17 protein-coding genes and 1 tRNA gene are annotated in these 18,300 nt (G+C 65.6%); 9 read left to right on the forward strand and 9 right to left on the reverse strand.

Features of this window, described 5'->3' with window-relative positions:
• Positions 1-65: 65 nt before the first annotated feature.
• On the reverse strand, positions 66-620 hold the full coding sequence (locus KF724_08675) for a hypothetical protein (GenBank protein ID MBX3355759.1): 555 nt from the start codon (positions 618-620) through the stop codon (positions 66-68).
• 64 nt (positions 621-684) lie between these two features.
• On the opposite strand from KF724_08675, the gene KF724_08680 reads away from it, so the two are divergent.
• Complete coding sequence (locus tag KF724_08680; protein MBX3355760.1) at positions 685-3,060, forward strand: HDIG domain-containing protein; 2,376 nt, start codon at positions 685-687, stop codon at positions 3,058-3,060.
• On the opposite strand, the gene KF724_08685 is transcribed toward KF724_08680, so the two are convergent.
• Complete coding sequence (locus KF724_08685) at positions 3,031-4,083, reverse strand: A/G-specific adenine glycosylase (GenBank protein MBX3355761.1); 1,053 nt, start codon at positions 4,081-4,083, stop codon at positions 3,031-3,033. The genes KF724_08680 and KF724_08685 overlap by 30 nt on opposite strands.
• Before the next feature lie 96 nt (positions 4,084-4,179).
• Here KF724_08685 and KF724_08690 point away from each other — a divergent pair, with 96 nt between their 5' ends.
• Positions 4,180-5,049 (forward strand): helix-turn-helix domain-containing protein, encoded by an 870-nt coding sequence (locus KF724_08690; protein MBX3355762.1) that lies wholly within the window; start codon positions 4,180-4,182, stop codon positions 5,047-5,049.
• A 34-nt stretch (positions 5,050-5,083) separates the two neighbouring features.
• Positions 5,084-5,767, forward strand: a complete 684-nt coding sequence (locus KF724_08695; protein ID MBX3355763.1) for a phosphatidylserine decarboxylase — start codon at positions 5,084-5,086, stop codon at positions 5,765-5,767.
• An 8-nt stretch (positions 5,768-5,775) separates the two neighbouring features.
• On the opposite strand, the gene KF724_08700 is transcribed toward KF724_08695, so the two are convergent.
• The 5 genes from KF724_08700 to KF724_08720 form a co-directional block, all read right to left on the reverse strand.
• Positions 5,776-6,915: a hypothetical protein gene (locus tag KF724_08700; GenBank protein ID MBX3355764.1), complete on the reverse strand. Its 1,140-nt coding sequence runs from the start codon at positions 6,913-6,915 to the stop codon at positions 5,776-5,778.
• A 93-nt stretch (positions 6,916-7,008) separates the two neighbouring features.
• On the reverse strand, positions 7,009-7,800 hold the full coding sequence (gene tsaB / locus KF724_08705; GenBank protein ID MBX3355765.1) for a tRNA (adenosine(37)-N6)-threonylcarbamoyltransferase complex dimerization subunit type 1 TsaB: 792 nt from the start codon (positions 7,798-7,800) through the stop codon (positions 7,009-7,011).
• A 117-nt stretch (positions 7,801-7,917) separates the two neighbouring features.
• Positions 7,918-8,790 carry a metallophosphoesterase gene (locus tag KF724_08710; protein MBX3355766.1) on the reverse strand — a complete coding sequence of 291 codons (873 nt, stop codon included), beginning with the start codon at positions 8,788-8,790 and terminating at the stop codon, positions 7,918-7,920.
• Positions 8,787-9,938, reverse strand: a complete 1,152-nt coding sequence (locus KF724_08715; GenBank protein ID MBX3355767.1) for a DUF1573 domain-containing protein — start codon at positions 9,936-9,938, stop codon at positions 8,787-8,789. Before KF724_08715 ends, KF724_08710 begins: the two co-directional genes overlap by 4 nt.
• A gap of 22 nt (positions 9,939-9,960) precedes the next feature.
• Positions 9,961-10,167: a hypothetical protein gene (locus KF724_08720; protein MBX3355768.1), complete on the reverse strand. Its 207-nt coding sequence runs from the start codon at positions 10,165-10,167 to the stop codon at positions 9,961-9,963.
• A 217-nt stretch (positions 10,168-10,384) separates the two neighbouring features.
• Here KF724_08720 and KF724_08725 point away from each other — a divergent pair, with 217 nt between their 5' ends.
• The 3 genes from KF724_08725 to KF724_08735 all read left to right on the forward strand — a co-directional run bounded on the left by KF724_08725 (position 10,385) and on the right by KF724_08735 (position 12,045).
• Positions 10,385-10,720: a hypothetical protein gene (locus tag KF724_08725; GenBank protein MBX3355769.1), complete on the forward strand. Its 336-nt coding sequence runs from the start codon at positions 10,385-10,387 to the stop codon at positions 10,718-10,720.
• A gap of 230 nt (positions 10,721-10,950) precedes the next feature.
• A complete protein-coding gene (locus tag KF724_08730; GenBank protein MBX3355770.1) occupies positions 10,951-11,751 on the forward strand; it encodes a hypothetical protein in 801 nt (266 codons plus the stop codon).
• Between the two features lie 219 nt (positions 11,752-11,970).
• A tRNA-Arg gene (locus KF724_08735) sits at positions 11,971-12,045 on the forward strand.
• Positions 12,046-12,255: 210 nt separating this feature from the next.
• Here KF724_08735 and KF724_08740 read toward each other — a convergent pair.
• A complete protein-coding gene (locus KF724_08740) occupies positions 12,256-13,605 on the reverse strand; it encodes a cellulase family glycosylhydrolase (GenBank protein MBX3355771.1) in 1,350 nt (449 codons plus the stop codon).
• A 46-nt stretch (positions 13,606-13,651) separates the two neighbouring features.
• Positions 13,652-13,789, reverse strand: coding sequence for a hypothetical protein (locus KF724_08745; protein ID MBX3355772.1), 138 nt, complete (start codon positions 13,787-13,789; stop codon positions 13,652-13,654).
• Positions 13,790-14,273: 484 nt separating this feature from the next.
• Here KF724_08745 and KF724_08750 point away from each other — a divergent pair, with 484 nt between their 5' ends.
• The 3 genes from KF724_08750 to KF724_08760 all read left to right on the forward strand — a co-directional run bounded on the left by KF724_08750 (position 14,274) and on the right by KF724_08760 (position 18,260).
• Positions 14,274-15,026 (forward strand): hypothetical protein, encoded by a 753-nt coding sequence (locus tag KF724_08750; protein ID MBX3355773.1) that lies wholly within the window; start codon positions 14,274-14,276, stop codon positions 15,024-15,026.
• Between the two features lie 256 nt (positions 15,027-15,282).
• Positions 15,283-16,989 carry a hypothetical protein gene (locus KF724_08755; GenBank protein ID MBX3355774.1) on the forward strand — a complete coding sequence of 569 codons (1,707 nt, stop codon included), beginning with the start codon at positions 15,283-15,285 and terminating at the stop codon, positions 16,987-16,989.
• Entirely contained in the window at positions 16,986-18,260 is a 1,275-nt protein-coding gene (locus KF724_08760) for a hypothetical protein (protein ID MBX3355775.1), read from the forward strand. Before KF724_08755 ends, KF724_08760 begins: the two co-directional genes overlap by 4 nt.
• Positions 18,261-18,300 lie beyond the last annotated feature (40 nt).

Consider the following 18,300-nt stretch of genomic DNA (forward strand, 5'->3'; position numbering starts at 1 on the left):
GAGCCAGATGGAAGCACCGCCGGTCAACGCTCCAACTGTCTCAAAGGAGTCCGACAGTCTCATCCTCAATCATCGAACCCGGCCGGCAGGCGCTTCGCGCCGTAGAGACGCATCGCCGCGTCGAACTCACGGATCACCACCGCCTCGAGATCGCTTCGATCGCCGAACAGGCCGGCCACCACCTTCGCGCTGTAGATTCGAGGCGGAGGCTCGCGCGTGACTGTGAGCGTCACGGGATCATCCGCCGCGGTGATGATGGCAATGATCCACTGCTCAGGCTTCTCCGAACCATCGGGCAGCGTCGTGGCAGGCTGAAGCTCACTCGTCATGACCGCCATCGACTGGGTGCTCACGCCCCACTTCGCCGCCGGAAGCACATCGAACCACCGCACGCCATAGCGCGCGGGCCGGAGTTCCGACGGCCCGGTCGGCGGGATCGCTTCGCGCATCAGGGCCAGAACCTGCTCATCCTGCTGCGGCGTCAGCACGAGATTCGCCGGGTACAGATCGTGATGCGACGGATCGTTATAGGTCGCCTGGGGCGGTCTGGCCGGCGTGCAACCGGCGACTGCAAAGAGCCACGCCGCAATGAGGAGAAGGAGTGGAATCCGGGTCGCCATGATGGTCGATGCTACACTTTACGCAACTTGAGCCGCCGCCTTCAGATGCGGCCACCACCACCCCATGGCAAGCGAGGAACGGGCAAACCGACCCGAGGGGCCCATCAGTCGAAGGAGTGAAATCCGACGCAAGCTGGGTGTCGACCGCGCCTGGGTCCGCAGCCCGGCCGTGGTGCAGACGACGGCCGTCGCCGCGATCTTCGCCATCGTGGCCTGGGTGCTCTGCGATTGGTCTCGCCAGCAGTCCCGCTGGGTCGAAGGGCGAATCCTCACCGAGCCGCTCCTCAACCGGGTCGACTACCAGCTTGAGAACGAGGCGCTCACACGCCAGGAGCGCGAGCTCGCCCGGCGCATCGCGCCGCGCCTCTATGTCGTCAATCGTTCGTACCTCGAGTCGCTCCGCGCGACAATCGAGGGACTGCCGCAGGCGGTCGCCGGGAAGACCTCGGTGTCGGAGGTGGACGCGTCGCTCATCGAGACCTTCGGACTGGATGATCGCTCGCTGCTCCTGCTCCAGGCACACCAGGACGAGCGCGGCCCGACGACGGCGTGGCGGGTCGCCGCGGAGTCGTTCATCACCTCAATCTCGGGCCGAATGCCGCTCCTTGCGCGCGACGAGTTCCAGCGCTTTGCGACCGCCGCCGGCCGCGAAGTGGTCATCTCGCACGGATCGCAGGATCAGCACACGCAGAGCGTCCCCATCGGCAATGCCGCGATTCAGTTGCCCGACGGAGATCCTTCTCGCTTCCGCGAGAGTCTGCTGAAGATCGCAGCCGAGGCAGGGTTTGCCACCGAAGTCGCCCCGATCGTCGTGCGCGCGCTCCTCTCGGATCCGCAGCCGACCCTGCGCTTCGACGAGGTCGCGACCCTCGCGCGGGCCGAGGCCGCCGCCGCCGCAGTCGAACCGGTCATGCAGGCGCACCCCCGCGGCGAAGTGATCGGCATGCCCGGCGATCCAATCACGCGCGAGCGGATTCAGCGGCTCGATGAGGAGCGCGCTCAGACCTTTGCGCGAACTCCGGTTGTCAATCGCTGGACCAATTCCGTGGGACTCCTCGGGCTCTGCGCACTCCTCGCCGGAGCGCTCTGCGTTGGATTGGCCATCTTCCGGCCCACGCTGCTCGGAGACATCGCAAAGCTGTCGCTGCTCCTGTTGGGCATGCTGGTGATGTTGCTCGTCGCGGTGGTCGTCTCCGCCAGCTTCCCTCGCTTCGAAGGACTCATCGCGATCAGCGTCACGCTCCTTGCTGCGTCAAGCGTGGCGCTCCTCTATGACCGCCGAACGGCGATCGTGACTGCGGCGGCCCAGACCTCGCTCCTTGCTCTCGCCCTCGAGGAGCCGCTTGGCTTCGTGCTCGCATCGCTCCTGACCGCGGTGACCTATGTGGCGCTTCTGCGCGATGTCCGACACCGCTCGGCACTGGTGCGAGCGACGGCCCTGACCGCCGGTGTCGGCGCGCTTGCCTTCGCGTTCGTGGAGCTGGTGCACACACCGCTCGGGGGCGGTGGCGTCATGCAGGTCATCGGTGCCGCGGTCTTTGCCGCCGGGGGCACCTTCCTGACGGGATTCCTGCTGATCGGTGCGCTGCCCAGCATGGAACGCACCTTCGGCGTCGTCACCGGTCTCACGCTCGCCGAGCTTCGCGATCCACGGCAGCCGCTGCTGCGACAGCTCCAGGAGAAGGCGCCGGGCACCTGGACCCACTCGCTCCAGGTGGCCAACATCGCTGAGGCCGCCGCCGAAGCGATCGGTGCCGATGGATTGCTCACCTATGTCGGCGCGCTCTACCACGACATCGGCAAGATGAACAAGCCCGAGTACTTCGTGGAGAATCAGGTCGGCGGACAGAACCGACACGATCGACTCACGCCGGCCATGAGCCTGCTTGTCATCATCGGGCATGTGAAGGATGGCGTGGAGCTCGCCGCCGAGTATCGCCTGCCAAAGGCGATTCGCCACATGATCGAAGCCCACCACGGCACGACGCTGGTTGAGTACTTCTTTCATGAGGCGCAGCGCCGCGCCTCGCGCGACGCGGACGAGCCCGTCGAACTCGACGAGAGCGCCTGGCGTTATCCCGGCCCCCGCCCCCAGACGAGCGAGGCGGCGATCCTTCTCATCTGCGACGCCGTGGAGAGCGCCACCCGCACGCTCGCCGAGCCGACGCCCGCGCGCATCGAGCAGCTCGTCCACACGATCATTCGACGCCGCCTCGAGGACGGCCAGTTCGACGACTGCCCGCTCACCTTCCGCCAGCTCCGCACTCTTGAAGAGTCGATCGCCAAGAGCCTCGGCTCGATCTATCACGGGCGCGTGGCGTATCCATCGACCTCCGGTGCTGATGACGACGGTGAGGGCGAACCGCCCGAGGACACCACTGGCGGTCCCCTTCACCCGCGCACGCAGCCCTCACCGGGCACGCGCCGCGCGGTCGCCTGAGGGCGGAAGCGCCAGCTCCAGCACGCGTTTCGTGGCGTTCGACATGGGAATGCGATGAAGCTGCGCCCGGGCGATCCAGCGGCCTTTGAGCGCGACTTCCGGCGCTCCGGCCCTGGAGACGGTCGAAACTGCAAGCGCGTGCACCTGAATGCGAAAGTCGCGATGCGTGGTGAGGTGTCGCAGGTGTCCGACGCGCTGCGCTTCGCCGAACACGCCTTCGGGAGTCTCCCACATGGCAGCCCACATGCCATCGGGCTTGCGCTGCTGGAGCAGCACGCGTGTTCGCCGTGAATCGGTGACCACCGTGGTGTCGACTCGCTCGAGGCGCACTGTGCGCCGCTTCGGTGGCCGCGGAATCTCATCGACCTTGCCCTGCTCGAGCGCCGTGCAACCGTCCCGCACCGGGCACGCTCCGCAGCGCGGCTGTCGCGGAGTACAGATCGTCGCGCCGAGCTCCATGAGACCTTCATTGAGCACCCCCGGGTTTGTCGCGCAGCGCACGAGTTCCTCCGCTTCGCGCCATGCGAGGGCCTGGGCGCGCGGCTCCCGCAGCGCCAGCGGCGCTCCGCGCAATCGCAGAATGACGCGTGTCACATTGCCGTCGCAGATCGCTTCACGCGCTCCGAACGCCGTGCTCGCAATCGCTCCCGCGGTGTAACGCCCGACGCCGGGAAGCTCGCGCAGGAGCTCCGCCGAGCGGGGCACGCGGCCGCCATGTTCCTTCACAATCTGGATGGCCGCACGGCGAAGGAGCCGCGCCCGACGGTAGTAGCCGAGCCCCTGCCACGCCGCGAGGACTTCCTGCTCCGTCGCCATCGCCATCGCGGTGGGGCTGGAAAAGCGGCGCATGAAGTCCGCAAACCGCTCGGCGACGCGGGACGCCTGCGTCTGCTGGAGCATGACTTCGGAGACGAAGGCCCGCCAGCCGCTGCGCCTCGATCGCCACGGAAGCGGGCGGGCGGCCTTGGCGAACCAGCGCTCAATCCGCTCTGCCAGCCATGGTTCGCTTCCCTTGCGGCTCACGCGTGATACTCCTACTCTAACTGTTGTCCAAAGGAGTCGCCCCGACCCGACGGGTCGGAGCGCATGTGGTCACTCCCACTCTTCACGGAGCCCGACATGAAGTTGTTCTACACGCTCGAGGAAGCCGCCCAGAAGCTCGGCAAGAGCACCGACGAGGTCATGGCCATGGCCCGCTCGGGTCAGCTCCAGGAGTTCCGTGACAAGGAGAAGATCATGTTCAAGGTCGAGTCGATCGACCTTCTCTCCGGCGGCGACGATGATCTGCACCTCGACGACATCAAGCTCAGCGACAGCGCCGCCGGCGGGTCGAGCATGAACCTCGGTGACGATCTCCCCAAGGGTGGCTCCGTCGCGGGCGGGACCGGTGGTGGTCGCAGCGACGCGAGCGGCATCGGCCTGATGGATTCCGGCGCGGGCATGGCTCCCAAGGCACCGAAGCCCGCGAGCGCCTTTGACAGCATGGGCAGCGTGGCTGGCAGCAGTGTGCGCCCCGGTCAGGGCGAGAACATGAACATCGAGACCGTCGGCTCCGGAAGCGGAATCCTCGATCTCGATAGCGAGTCCGACGACACGACTCTCGGCGCCGAGCACCTCGATCAGGCTTTCCAGAGCGATGACGCGCCCGAGCCTCTTCCCAATGCGAGCGGGCTCTTCGAGCGCGGCGATGTCGAGAGCGGCGGCAACCTTGTGTCCGCGGGCGCCACGGCTGGCATCACGCCGATGCCCCTTGGCGTCTACGCCGAGAGCTACGACGGCGCTTGGAGCGGAGTGGGCGTGGCTGGCATGGTGGCCGCGCTCGTCGGCCTCGTCGCCATGGGCCTGGTGGTCCTGCTCTCGCTTGGCGGCGGAACGGCGCAACTTGCCCGCACCGTGAGCGAAGGCTGGATGTTCTGGACCGGCGGATTCGCGCTGGTCACGGCCGTGCTCATGGCCATCGGCTTCTTCGTCGGCAGGGCGACCGAGTGATCACCCGCTCGGAACCCCGAGCGACTCTCGTGCAATGATCTTGCTCTCCCGCTACGGCCTTCGCGAGTGGTTGGCCATCACTCTGCTCGCGACGCCGCTGGGCGTCTTCTTCGCGTGGTTCGCCATGGCGCGGCACTCCGCGTGGTGGATCGGCCTCGCCATTGTGGCGGTCGTCTGGTTCGCAGGGGTGATGTTCTTTCGCGACCCGCTGGGGCGAAGACCCGCCTCCGAAGAGCCGCGCGACATGGTGAGCCCCGCTGACGGCCGAGTCTCCGCGGTGCTCGAGCTGGAGCATCACGCGGCGGTCGGTGGTCCGGCGCTGCTCATTCGCATCTTCCTGAGCGTGCTCGATGTGCATCTCAATCGTGCGCCGTGCGATGGCGGAGTGACCGAGATCACCCACACGCCCGGCCGCTATCTCGATGCCCGCAGCGAGGAGAGTGCCAAGGTGAATGAGTCACTGCTCATGGTGATGCGAGCGCCCTGGGGCGATCCGATCGGCATTCGACAGGTTTCTGGTGCGATCGCCCGGAGAATCGTCAATCCGCTGCGCCCCGGCGCGACGCTTCGGCGTGGAGAGCGTTACGGAATGATCAAGTTCGGATCGACCACGGAATTGATCGTGCCCGCTCGAAGCAGCGACGGCCGAAAGGCCGAGGCGCTCGTGGCCAAGGGCGATCGTGTCGTCGGCGGCGTGACGATCATCGCGCGCGTGTGAGCGCTCGCTCACTCCGGATCCGCGGGCCACGAAAGCCGGTGCCGCGAGTGAATCCGCTGGATGCGCTGCAATTGCCGGGCGAAGCACGAGGCGAAGGCTTCGAGTTCGCGTGAGGCGCTGCGCCGAATCGGCGTGCTGCTCTGAGCCAGTACGACAAAGACCGCATCGCAGATTCCCTCGTGGCGGCATGGCACGATTACCGCGCCGCGATGCGCCCCAAGGCCGGGTTCAAGCAGGAGCGTCGCATCGTTCATGAACTGCACGCGCCCGTCGGCGGCGGCCATCGGGCAGACCTCGTCGCCCCAGCGTCGAAGAGCCTCCTCAACCTCCACACGAGGAAGGTCCGCCCGCGCATAGGCCGCGAGCCCGAAGCGGCAGGAACCCGTCCCAAGGAAGATCGCCGCATTCACAGGGCCGAGTTCGCCCACGAGGTACTCGATCGACGCGGTGATGAGCTGCTCGGGGTCGAGGTGCTGGCTTGCCATCTCATCGAAGGCGATGCTTCGAATGGTGGCGTCATCAGGGCCTCCGACATCGTCGAAGTCGATCGGCGCAAGAGAGTCGGCAGAGTCGGTCTCCGATGGCTCGGAGAGTGACTCTTCACCGGAGGCGGTGGTGGGTGCATCCTGATCCTGCATGAGCGCGGCGAGCGCTTCGAGATCGGCGTCGCCGTCACCGCGCCGCGCCACGAGGGAGCGACAGAGATTGGTGAGCCGAGTCACGCGCTCCATGCGACTGCTTGCTTCGCGCGATCGGCGCAGCGCCGCTTGGATGCGCTGGCGGAGTTGCGGCACCGAAAGCGTGCCAACGAGGCAGTCGCCGATCCCTGCTCGCATGGCGCTGACGATGGTGGCCACCGTCGCTTGCTGAAGTCGGAGCATGCAGAGTGTGGATGGGGAGATCCTCTCGGCGAGTTGAACCACTTCATAGACGCGGCCGCCGCAGGCATCGAGATCGAGGAGCGCCACATCAAAGTGGCACTCGAGAAGGTGACGACGGGCCAGATCGATGTCGTCGAGGCAGGTGCAGATGAGGCCTTCGGATTCGAGGCTCTCGGCGATCAGTCGCATGGTCGCGAGCTCACCGACGAGGAGCACAACACCCGCATCTTGGCGCTTCCGGCTGCTCGTCGGGGGCTGTCGTTCCATGGAGTCCTCGCGGTCATCGGGCACCGGGGTCCATGAGTCAAGGGGGGAGAGAGCCCCGCCCCGAGGATTCGCCGACTGCTCCGCCTGTGCGGTCTATCCGCCGGTTCTGCGGGGTTCCGGGGGTTCCGGGGGTTCCGGGGGTTCCGGGGCGGCCCGCGAGGTACGCGCGAGCTTCTCACGCCACAGCCGAACCGCCTCGGGCTCTCGCGGATAGAGAGGGGCCAGGGCGTCCGCGTCGACATGACAGTCCTCGGCGTGGAACTTCTGGCCCACTTCGAGACAGGCCTTGGCGCTCAGGCGCAGCGGCAGGCGCGGCAGCCCGAGGCGCTCCGCCGAAGCGGCGATGGTCGGGGGAAGGTGTTCATCGGCCATGAGGGCGGGCCGTTCTCGTGTGCGCTCGATGAGTCGTTCGAACTCCGCCACATCGGCAATGCCTTCATGGGCGATGCGCTCCGTCGGGCCGTCGCGTCGCACCAGCGAGAGCCACGCGTCACCACCCTTCGAAGCGAGGGCCACGATGACGCCGGTGTCGAGGTCGAGGGCGGCACGGCTCAGCACTGCGGTTCGCACGGCGACGAGGGCGCTCCGCAGCGCGATCACCTTGCACCCTGTTCCGAGCGCGAGCGCCTTCGCGGTCGCGACGGCCATGCGCAGGCCCGTGAAACCGCCCGGTCCATGCGAGACGGCCACTGCGGCGAGTTCCGATGGCGCGGCGTCGATTGACCGAAAGGCGCTCTCAATCGCAGGCATGAGCTGATCGCGCGAGTGATCCGGCGGCCCCACACCGACTTCAACGGCCTCTGAGATCGGCGCACCGATGCGCCCGAGCGCAACGCCACCCTCTCGCTGCGAAACTTCGATGGCCAGAAGGAGGGAGTGGATCATGGAAGTCGCTGCATCGCTTCTCTTGGGTTGTCGGCATCACTGCGGCGTGCAAGAGGTCTGTGAGCCGCGCACCCTGCCCTGCCGTCGTGAACTTGATCGTTCACCGACCCACGGCGCTCAGACCCCTCCAAGACTCGCGACCGGCATCGCCTGTTCGAAGCACTGCTCAACGCTCGGCGGCTCCTTGGCCAAGTCAACCGTGAGCACCATCGCGTGCTCATGGTCGCTGTTGAGAATGAGCAGTTTCGGGTGTGGACTCTCGAGTCCCGTCGCTGCATGGGCATGGCCGCAGAAGAAGAGCTTCACCCCCCAGCGCTCGGCAAGTCGCTCGATGTCCTCAGGCTTCTGCCCGCGACCCCACACCATCAACCAGGCGCTCCCGCGATTGGCAAGATAGTCATCGGGGCCGAGCGATCGCTCGAGCACACCCGGATCAAAGCGCTGCATGCCATGCGGGCCCGGCAGAGAGTGCGAGACAAGCGTCCCGTGTTCGCAGCGCAGCGCCAGTGGCATGCTCCGCACGAAGCGATCAACGGACTCGGCGACGAGCGCCGCGTCGTCGCCGAAGGCCCACTCGAGCCCGGCGTCGAAGAGCTCGACATTGTCGCCAGCGCCCTTGGAGACGCTCTGCCGCATCGCCTGCGCCAACTCGTGGTTGGCCAGCACCGGATGTACCTGCCCCGGATACTGCAACACCAGCGCCGCCACCCGGGCCAGGATTCGGTAGCTCAGGTCCACGCCATTCACCAGGCGATCACCGTGAATGAGCTCATGAAGCACGAGGTGGTGATCGGGCCGGTCGAGATGCGCGTAGTTCCGAATGCGCTCGAAGTGCAGCGGGTTGTCATGGAGGTCGCCCGTGACCACCAGGCGACCGCGTCGCGGAAGGTGCATGCACGATCCGCGGCGACACTCCGACTCGAGCAGCGCCTCGGCTGCGGTATCGAGGAGCGAAGCTACCTCGACGGGATCAGCGAGATCGGCCGTCACTTGCGTTCGCCGCCCGCTGCTGAGCTGTTGTCAGAGGCGCCCGGAGTGCCGCGCACGCTGGCCGTGACGAAGCAGCGTCCGGTCCCCGTGGGCGTGGTGACTTCGATCGGCACATAGATGCTTCTGCCGTCGGCCTCAGGCGCGAAGGTGATGTTCATGGTGATGACCACCTTGTCACCGCGCGTGTCCGTGTTCAAGAGCTCCGCCGTGAGGAGAGGTGATCGGCTGGCCACTCGAATGACCTCGCCCCAGTTCATTGGTGCCGGCCCCGACTGTCCGCGAGGCGGGTCGTAGCGCGAGATCTCGAAGACGGCCGGCATTGTGGTGCCCGCCGCCACAAGACCCGCATTGAAGAGCGACTCCGACCAGAGCCAGCGGCGCCGAGGGGCCGTCGGATCGAACTGCAATCCAGTGGCTTCATGGCGCACCTGAACCGGCACGATGGCGCAGTCGGCGCGATCGGTTTCGATCACCCAGTACTGCATGAGTTGATCGGTCGGCACGCTGGTGAAATCCGCCACCAGTTGATACTCAGCCTGCGGCGACGATGGCGGGGTCGTCGCGCGCCCCTGCGCGTCGGCGAAGACCGGTGCATTGCCACCCGCGCTCAGAATTCGGAAGGGCTTGCCATCGCGAGCCACCACGCGCGTGGTGGCGCGGAGCCTTCCCTCGCGAATGTCCACAAAGGGCGGATCCGATTCGATCGGCATCACCACCACCGACTTGATGGTGGCCACGATGCGGCGATCGAAGCCCTCCACGAGGATGAAGATCTGCGCGTCTTTGTCGCCCGGCATGCTCGGCGCATCCATCGTGGCATCGAGCGCGATCGCTTCGCCCGGTTGAAGCGTGCGTCCCGCGAGTGCATTGAGCGCGGTGCACTTGCAGCTTGGGCGGGCGTCGAGAATGGTCTGCGGCGCGTTGGTGATGTTCCGCAGCGTGAACTGCACCGGGTGCTTCGACGAGGCGTCGATGCGACCGAGGTCGATCACCGCGGGCTCAACGCGGAGCGGCGCCGGCTGCTGCTGCGGAGCGGCCGCAGGTTGACTCGGACGGGGCGCCGGCGGCCTTGGCGCCTGCGGGCGATCCTGAGCGGAAACGAGGGCAACGACCAGAGTTCCGAGTGAAAGTGCAAGTGAGTTCAACATCGTCGATCCGAGTGTAGGAGTGTCATGGATTCCGTCGGGGGGGCAGCTTCCGACCGTTGTCGTAGATCTCGATGACGGGCTGCTTCATGCCCGGCTGCCAGAACTTCCATTCGCCATCTTGCTCGCCGTAGACATAGTGGCCCTCCTTGTTGAGCGAGCCATCCTGATTCCAGCTTCGCCAGAGGCCGTGCTTCACCAACTTGCCCGTCGTGGGGTGGCGCACCATCATGCAGAGCGCCTTCACCTGACCGTTGGGCCATGTTTCGCGCCACTCGCGCGACTCGGTCGAAGGCGACTTGGGAGGATCAGTCGCGCCGGGCTCGCCGGGCGCCGCAGGTGTGGCTGGTGAAGTCGGACGACTTGCGGGCGCGTTGGTGTCGGTGGGTGTTGCGGGGGCTTGACCACTGGAAGCGGCTGAGCCTGCCGGTGTCGATGGTGATGGTGGAGTGGAGAGCGATGATGGAGTCGATGGCGTGGCGTCGCTCGCGTTCGAGTCGCGCGCAGGTGCCGCGGGAGGTCGCGCGGGGCTCGAAGGCGCCGATGGTGGCGATGAGGCGCTCGACTGGTCAGGTGACGGTGCAGGCTGCTTCTCGCAGGCCATCACGCCAGCGAGAAGAGCGAGCGCGACAAGCCAAGACGCGCCTCGGTTGAACGCGGATCGCGGGCGCGAGGCGAGGGATGCGATCGACGCGGAGCGATCACCTTCTCCAGAGAACGCCTGCGATGCAAATGGCGAGATCGACCCGGAGTCCGCGCCCGCTTCGTGGCGAGCCTTCGCATAAGGCCAGCACGGGCGGCGCTGGACGGACTCCGGGAGATCGGCATGCCGCGCGGAACCTCGGACTGCTGCTTCAATCGTCTTCACAGAGGACTCCTCGGTCATCGGCCGTTCGTCGGCCAACACGATGCTACCGGCACGAACCGCGACGGCTGCCCCGATCCGAGGACCTTTGGGCGTCGGCCTAGACTCACGACCGGAGAGGCACTGCTGGAAACGCTCACCCACAGGGAATTGAAGGCTCTTGCCGCGGCCTTTCTCTCGCGCCTCGGGTGCGTGGTCATCGCGTCCGAGGTGAGCTGTCCCATCCATCGTTTCCGGCTGGATGTCGCCGGATGGACCGAGATGGGTGATGGTCCGTTTGAGCATCGAGTCTCGCGCGTGAGCCGCGCCACGCTCTGGTCAGGCGCCATGCGAAGCGAGGCGAGTGGCGCGCGCCCGACCGGCGCAGGATCGCCACGCGTGTTCAGAGCTGCACGCACCATCATCGTCGAGTGCAAGCAGAGCCGAGCCGACTTCCTTCGCGATGGTTCCCAACTTGACCCCCTGCTGCGCGAGCGCGATCGACTGCGACACCGCAAGATTGAGCTTGAGGAGACGCTGGTCAAGCGGCATGAGCCACAACTGCGCGTGGGCGGCTCGAGTCTCTTTCCGGAGTGCGAGGAGTGGCGCTTCGAGGAGAGTCGCATGGCGGCGTATCGAAAGGTGCTCGTGGCGCTGCGGCGCGTGGATGGGCTCATTCACGGCGAAACGAAGTTCTGCCTGTTGTCGCGCTATCGGCTTGCCGATCGGCTGTTCGTGGCCGTGCCTGCGGGGCTCATCTCGGCGCGCGAGCTTCCGAGCGGCTGGGGATTGCTCGAGTGCGGCCGACGCCTGCTCCGCCGCGGCGCAGCGGGCGTGAGCGAGCTCGATGATCTGCCCATCAATGAGACGGTGCGGGCGCCTGCGCTCCAGAGTCCCGAGCATCGACGCCTTCGTCTGCTTCGCAACATGGCCGTTGCTGCCACGCGTCCGGCGAGTGCGACCACGCGATAACGCACGCTCGAGAGCGGCTGCACGGACTCCGCGCCTTCGATCTGGTCGCTCGACCCGCATCAATGCTCCGAATCAGGCGCCCGCGATCTACACTGCTCTTCGTCGCCACTGAACCTTCGACCCCTGAACCAGCGCAGCTCGCGCTGCCCACCGCGATCTACACTCACTTTCGTCGCGACTGGACCCGATCACGGGCGGGTTCAACCCGTTGACGCTGCGGCCCGAATAGCTCAGTTGGAATAGAGCAGCCGCCTTCTAAGCGGCAGGTCGCCGGTTCGAGTCCGGCTTCGGGCGTTTGGGTGCGTGTGGGTGCTCGTTCAATCTGGGCGGATTCTGCGTGCAGGCCTTTGCGATTCGACTGCGCCGATGCGCGGCCGTGCCGGTGGACGAAGTCGTGTCAAGCATGCCTCCAGCCGTCGGCGTGACGGACCTCCCGCCAGAGATTGAGTGCCGGCGGGCGCAGTGGTGTCAAGCTTGCCTGCCGTCTTCGATCAGTTGCTTCGATCACTCACCACGATTCAGCGCGCGAATGGTTGCCGGATCAAACTCGCGTTCCGCGCGGCCGGTGACCGCGGCAGGCCCGTCCGCAAGAAGCGAAAATCCTCCCGCGTAGTCCCACATCGACCAGCCGATGCCGTGACGCTCAAGTGTGGTGACCACATCACGGAGCCATCGTTCGCGCGACTCTGCCGGGGCGAATCGACGGTAGACACCGAACTCTCCGCAGTAGAGCGGCACATCGTGCTCCTTCGACCACGCGGCTGCCGTGGCGATGCGTCGATCGATTGCCTCGGCGTTCCATGGACTTGACGCGCCTTCATGCGCCGCAGACCAGCGGAGAACTTCTCGTCCGCGTGGGGACTCGAGCCCGTCGGCAACCCGTTCCAGTTCCTCTCGCGTCGCCGGGTAAGGCACATCTCGGAGATGGCGCCAGCCATCGAATCCCCATGTCGCGCCTTGATGGGTGAAGTTGTGCGGATCGTAGAAGTGGAACGAGTAGACGATGTTGCGATCCTGCGTGATCGGCTCGCAGCGTAGAAGGCCATCGATGCCACCATGCATGTCCCCTGTGCAGATGATGGTGTGCCTCGGCGCCGCGCGACGCACGGTGGCCGCGAGTCGACGCTGACATCGATTCCAAGCGGCGGGATCACGAAGCCCGTGCGGCTCGTTGAGGATCTCGAGAACGACGAGGTCCGGATCGGAGTCGGCCAGCGCTTTCGCAAGTGATGCCCACAATCGATCCAGTCGCTCGATGGAGGCGTCGTCAATCTGGTTGAACCACTCCGTTCGCGCGGGATGAACATCAATCACCGCCGCAACCTCGCGCGCGGTGAAGACATCGACGCCTCGACGGAGGGCGGCGAGGCGATCGTCATCGAGGGCCGCGGTGCCGTCCTCATGCAGCGTCGCACCATCCCAGAGCCAGCCCGGTTCGACAGGCAGTCGAATGTGGCGGAACCCGGCGGCCTTGAGGGCTTCGACATCCTCCGCTCGGATGAACTGCTCCCGCCCGCGGTCGCTGTCATCGTGCGGAATCCAGAACCAGTGCGACATGTTCACGCCGATGGCCAGCCGCGCGAGTCGCGTGGCGGGCACGGAGAGAAGATCGGTGGGCAGTTCGGCAGGATGCTCGGTGGACGGAGCGGCGGGCGGTTCGGTGGATCGTGCAGCCACGACGCCCGCCGGTCCAATTGCCGCACCGAACAGCGCCGCGATGGCAGCAAGGCGTGCGACCAACGCCTTGAAGCGGGCATGCGTTGGCCACGCCGTGGACAGCACAGCCCGCCCCGGGGCGCAGCGTGCGATCAACGCCGGGATGCCGCGGAGTCTTGCGACTTGTGTGTGTGCCACGAGGCGTGAGCGTGTCGCCACGCATCGAGTCCTGAATGCCGCGGCTTCAGGTGTCGGCGGCGCTGACGGATTGGTCATGATCATCAATGGTACGGCCGTGCGCACGCGGACTTTCCGATGGGATGTCCCTGACGAGGTCGAAGTCACGGTCGGGGTTGAGGTTGCGGTTGAGGTCGAGCGTCATGCTCCAGGGAGCCGCGGCCGCTCACGGGGTGCGAGATCAAATGGCCCTGAGCGGAAGAGGGCTTGAGATCTGCTCCCCTGTGCCCACCGCGTTCGATGGCCCGCGAAAGTAGCCCTGACGAAAAAGCGGATGCTTGGGCCGACCTCACGAGTCGCGGCGGTAGATTCGCCCGCTGGCTCGAATGAGCCGTCGCGTGGCGGCTGCGAGCCAACTCAACTTCCGGGGGTGTTCCATGAACGGACACAAGAGCGTGGGCGGATCTCAATTGGACATGCGTCGAGTCGGCGCGGCGTGCGCACTCGGAGGGCTCGCCCTCATCCTGATTGGTGTGCCGGCTGCAAGCGCCGATGACACCCCGCGCCAACCGCCCGCCGGCGCGCCTTCAGGATCGGGAGGCGGCGTCTCCGGCTCCACAACGCCATCCTGTCCGCTGTTCTTCGAGGTCTTGTGTTATGGGCCGCCGCCTGGCCCGGACGATCCGCCCGTGCCTTCGATTCCCTGCCCATGCGGGCCCGGTCAGTGGGTTCGACTGGATCCCGAGATCACCTGTGACCCCGCGAGCCCGACCGCCAGTCATGACGGCGGCGGCAACATTCTGGCTTTCAAGACCGCGAAGGCACTCCCTGATCGAGCCGAGGTCAGCCTTCAGGCCTTTGGCCGAAGCGGATTCTTCAATCCAACCGGCGCTTACGCGGGAGGCGTCAGCGCCATGTTCAGCTTCGTCCAGTCGGAGATCTGGGACGGGCCGGTTCCGGCTTGTCCCCGAATGGTGTCAATCACAGCAACTGGCGGAACATCGCAGCTTGTGCAAACCACGACGACCGCTCGACCCGGCTGCAATGCGAGTGCGTCATCAAGTGTCTCCGGCTCTTGCAGCAGCCTCGGGGATGCCAGCGCTGACTTCGACAACACGATTGAAGCCAGTGCCACGCTCTTCGCCATGATCGGCATCGTCAACCTTGCCGGCAATATCGGCGCGCAGATCGACTTCGACAGCGCAACCGTGTCCGGAATGTTCTCCTCGCTCGACAGCTGGCAAGTCATTGGAACCGGTTCCGCGACCGGAACGGCCGCGCTCTCGGTGAAGTCGAATCGAAAGTACTGCGCGTTCACCAACAAGCCGGTCACTCGCCGAGCAAGTGGTACAGCCACTGTTGCGGGAGGAGCGGCTGTCGGCAACGGTGGCTCATCGTCCTTCTCTGCGATGGCCGTCGTGCAGTTGGCCGTCGGAGGCTGATCAGCGGCCACTTCTATCGGAGTCCATGATGCATCAGAGCCCGTCTTCAATTCACGGACCGCGACCCGGTGTGCGCCTCGGTGCATGCCGGGTTGCCTTGGTAGCCATCGCTTGCACAATCCCCGCGGCGACCGCATTTGCTTGGCCCCAGAGCCAGGAGGCGGCACCTGAACATGACCACATCGAGTTCATGGAGAGTGTCAGGCGACAAGGTCGGCAGCAGTTCATCGAAGCTGTCTCTGAGACAAGGCGCTTGATGCACCGCAATCTTGAGGAGATGGCTGCACTCGAGCGCTCACAGGACCGTCGACCGCTTCTGGCTCGGAAGCTGGCGACCGATTCGGCGATGCTCCCAGGATTGCTCATACTTGAGCTCACTCGCGGCATCCGATGTGATCCGGCTGCACTGCTCCGCTACGACTTTGAAGGCGATGGGATCGAGTTGGCAGTGCCTGCGAAGTTCGATCTCGACCCGATCGAAGAGCTCGCACAGGGCGTCTCCAGCGCGCTCGGTCAAGGCATCGCCTTCGAGTATCGCTCCGAACGAACTGGTGCCGAGGGGGAGGACTTCCCGGTTCTCATCCACTGGCTCGGCCATGCCGCCAAGCCCCCGGGCGGGCGAGACGCTGACGCGAAGGCCGTGCTGCTCGCTCATTGGTTTGAGCCATTCCTCGGGACCCGGCAGCTCGACTTCCCGCTGAACCCCGAGCTACTCAAGATCGAATTCTCCTCGCGCAGCGCGATGATCCAAGCAGGTCCGCCGAGTAACGCCGTCCGCTCGGAGAGCTTTGGTGCCTCCGTTCCCCCGATGATCAATCCAGGTGAGCTTTACGACCTTTTTGACTCGCTCCGGGTGGCAGCGCACCTCCAAAGGGAGCCTCGGACGACCGCAGATGGGCGATCGTCGACCATCCACGTCCGACGACCACCCGGCGCCGACGGCCCTCAAAGCAGTTACATGCGCGAGGTCGACTGGCGAATCGGGCCGCTTGGCGTAACTCACTGCTCGGTTTGGCAGCCCCTCATCATGATGCCCTACGAGTCGCCGAACCGTCTCGTTGGCGAAGCGCGAGTCGAGGATCAACTCGTCGGGAGTGCCGAGGTTGTTCCCGTTGCACGCCTCGAGTGGTTCCCGGGTGGACTGGAGGTGGAGATCCTCTTCGATGTGCAAGGGAAGCTCCGTGGCGGCCTGCCCGCAAACCCGAGCGCCGCCAGCTCGCCTCGATTGCCGAGTTCAATCGACATTCGCACCCGTGGTGGCGTGCTTGCGCGAAGTGTGTACCGCGACTTCCACATCGGTGATCATGCTGAGTCGATCTCCTCGACACAGAGGCTGCTCGATGATCAGGTGACGGAGCTTTACGAGTTCGCGCACCAGGCACGCGCTTCCGAGATTGAAGTACTCAGGAGTGGCGCGGTTCCGACATTCGACGAACCGGAGACTCTGGGCGCCACTGATCCCCTTCTTGCGAGATGGCGGCTCCGGGTGAACCTGCTGGTTGCCGCGCGCCTGGGGGATCAGCAACTGCATGATCGCTCCATCGACTTGATGCAGCGACGCCTACGACAGGATGGCGTAGCCTTGAAGTGGGCCATCCGAAATGCTCAAGCGTGGGTGCAGGAACTGGCAGGCCCCATGGACATGCCCGGAGCCGCAATTGAACTTGCGCTACCTGCGTGGCTCGCACTGATGAGCCAGGCTGACCCCGAGACGGCGCTCTCGGAGGTGGCTCGCCTCGCCATCGGCGGCCAGTGGGCGTTCGCACTGCTCGCCGCGCGCACTCTGGAGGGCCGGAACCTTCCACCCGGTGCGCTGGATTGGATCAATCGGCTGAAGCCGCTTCTCTCTGAATGGGCGCGCGGAGGACCAATGGCGCCGGTCCGAGAGGGCCCGCTCCGGCACTGGACCGCTCGAACCAACCAAGTCCTTCTTGAACACCTGACCTTGGAAGGAGCACCATGACGACCCTTCACTCGTCCACCAATGCCGGTGATGTACCCCACCTCTCAACCGCGGAACTCCCGCAGCCGCGTGTGCAGTCCCTTCAGAGGCGGTGGCGGCGAGGCCTTGAAGCGACACTCAGGAACCCTTGCGGGGCTCGCCGTCCCCGGCACACGACCGATGGCGACCAACTGCGATCAGTGCTCGCCATTCTGATGCTCTCATTGACGGCCATCGCGTCCTCAGCACGCGCCGACGAGGTACTTGCCGAGCGCCTCATCGACGGGCTCCGAGCGTCGAAACTCCTCACACCCACGGCCAAACAGATTCTGGAGCCCTACATTCGGCGAAGCGCCACACCGCTGCCATCTCTTCCGGTGCAAGTCCTCGTCCGAATCGATCGTGATCTCGCCAATGCCATCGATGGTCGCGAGTGGCCCTTCTACTTCACGGGCTCGACGCTGACGATGGAACGACTTCAGTGGATGGGACAGGGTCTCGAAATCGCCATCGAGCGACTTGAGTTTCTCTCCTACCCCACAACAGAAGAGTGCAACCAGATGGCATCGTGGGCGACGATCGCAGGGAACGCCGCTGCTCGCTTCACGCGGGAGTCGTTGGCCGATGAGTCGAGCGAGTTGCGGGACGACATTACTCGGGCCTTGCGCCTCCATTTCCAAGAACAGGCTTGGCGATTCTGCAATCCCTTCGTTCCGAGCCTTCTCAAGCCCTGTGAGACGAGTTCGACCGAGGAACTTGAGCAGCGACTCATCAAAGTGCTGCAGGATTCCGAGCTCATTGAGTCCTCTCGCAGCGCCCATCGCGCCTTTGAAGAGGCTGCCAACGCCAACGCCGAGCAAACCTTCGGCGAGGAACTGCGCCGTCAGGTCCGGATGTCGAATGAGTTCATGATTCAAACCAAGGCGCTCACGGAAGCCCTCGTGGATTTCAACGCCCCCTGCCTTGCCTCGATCCGGGGCAGACTGAGCCCGCCCGCGTGGCACACCGAACTCGGCTCGATCATCTCGCAGCGGGAGCTTGAGCTTCAAGCGCAAGCCGCATCCCGCGGTAGCGGGGCAGCCGTTGTGGGAGCGCAGGCATCTGGGTCGAGCCCCTCGTCATCAGGTTCCCGCGGTACTCAGGGAGACCGGCTATCGATCGACGATGCGCTCGCGCAGGCCTTTGCCGGAAGCGGGGTCCGCGTCGAGTTCTCAACGGCACTGCTTCCCAACTCATGGATCAGATCGGAGCGCCTCTGGCGCGATTGGTCCGGGGAGAAGTCGACGGAGTGACCGGAACCCCGACTTCGGGGGAGTGAACGACAACCCGAGT

It is taken from the genome of Phycisphaeraceae bacterium (assembly GCA_019636735.1).
In the GTDB taxonomy this organism is placed as follows: domain Bacteria; phylum Planctomycetota; class Phycisphaerae; order Phycisphaerales; family SM1A02; genus VGXK01.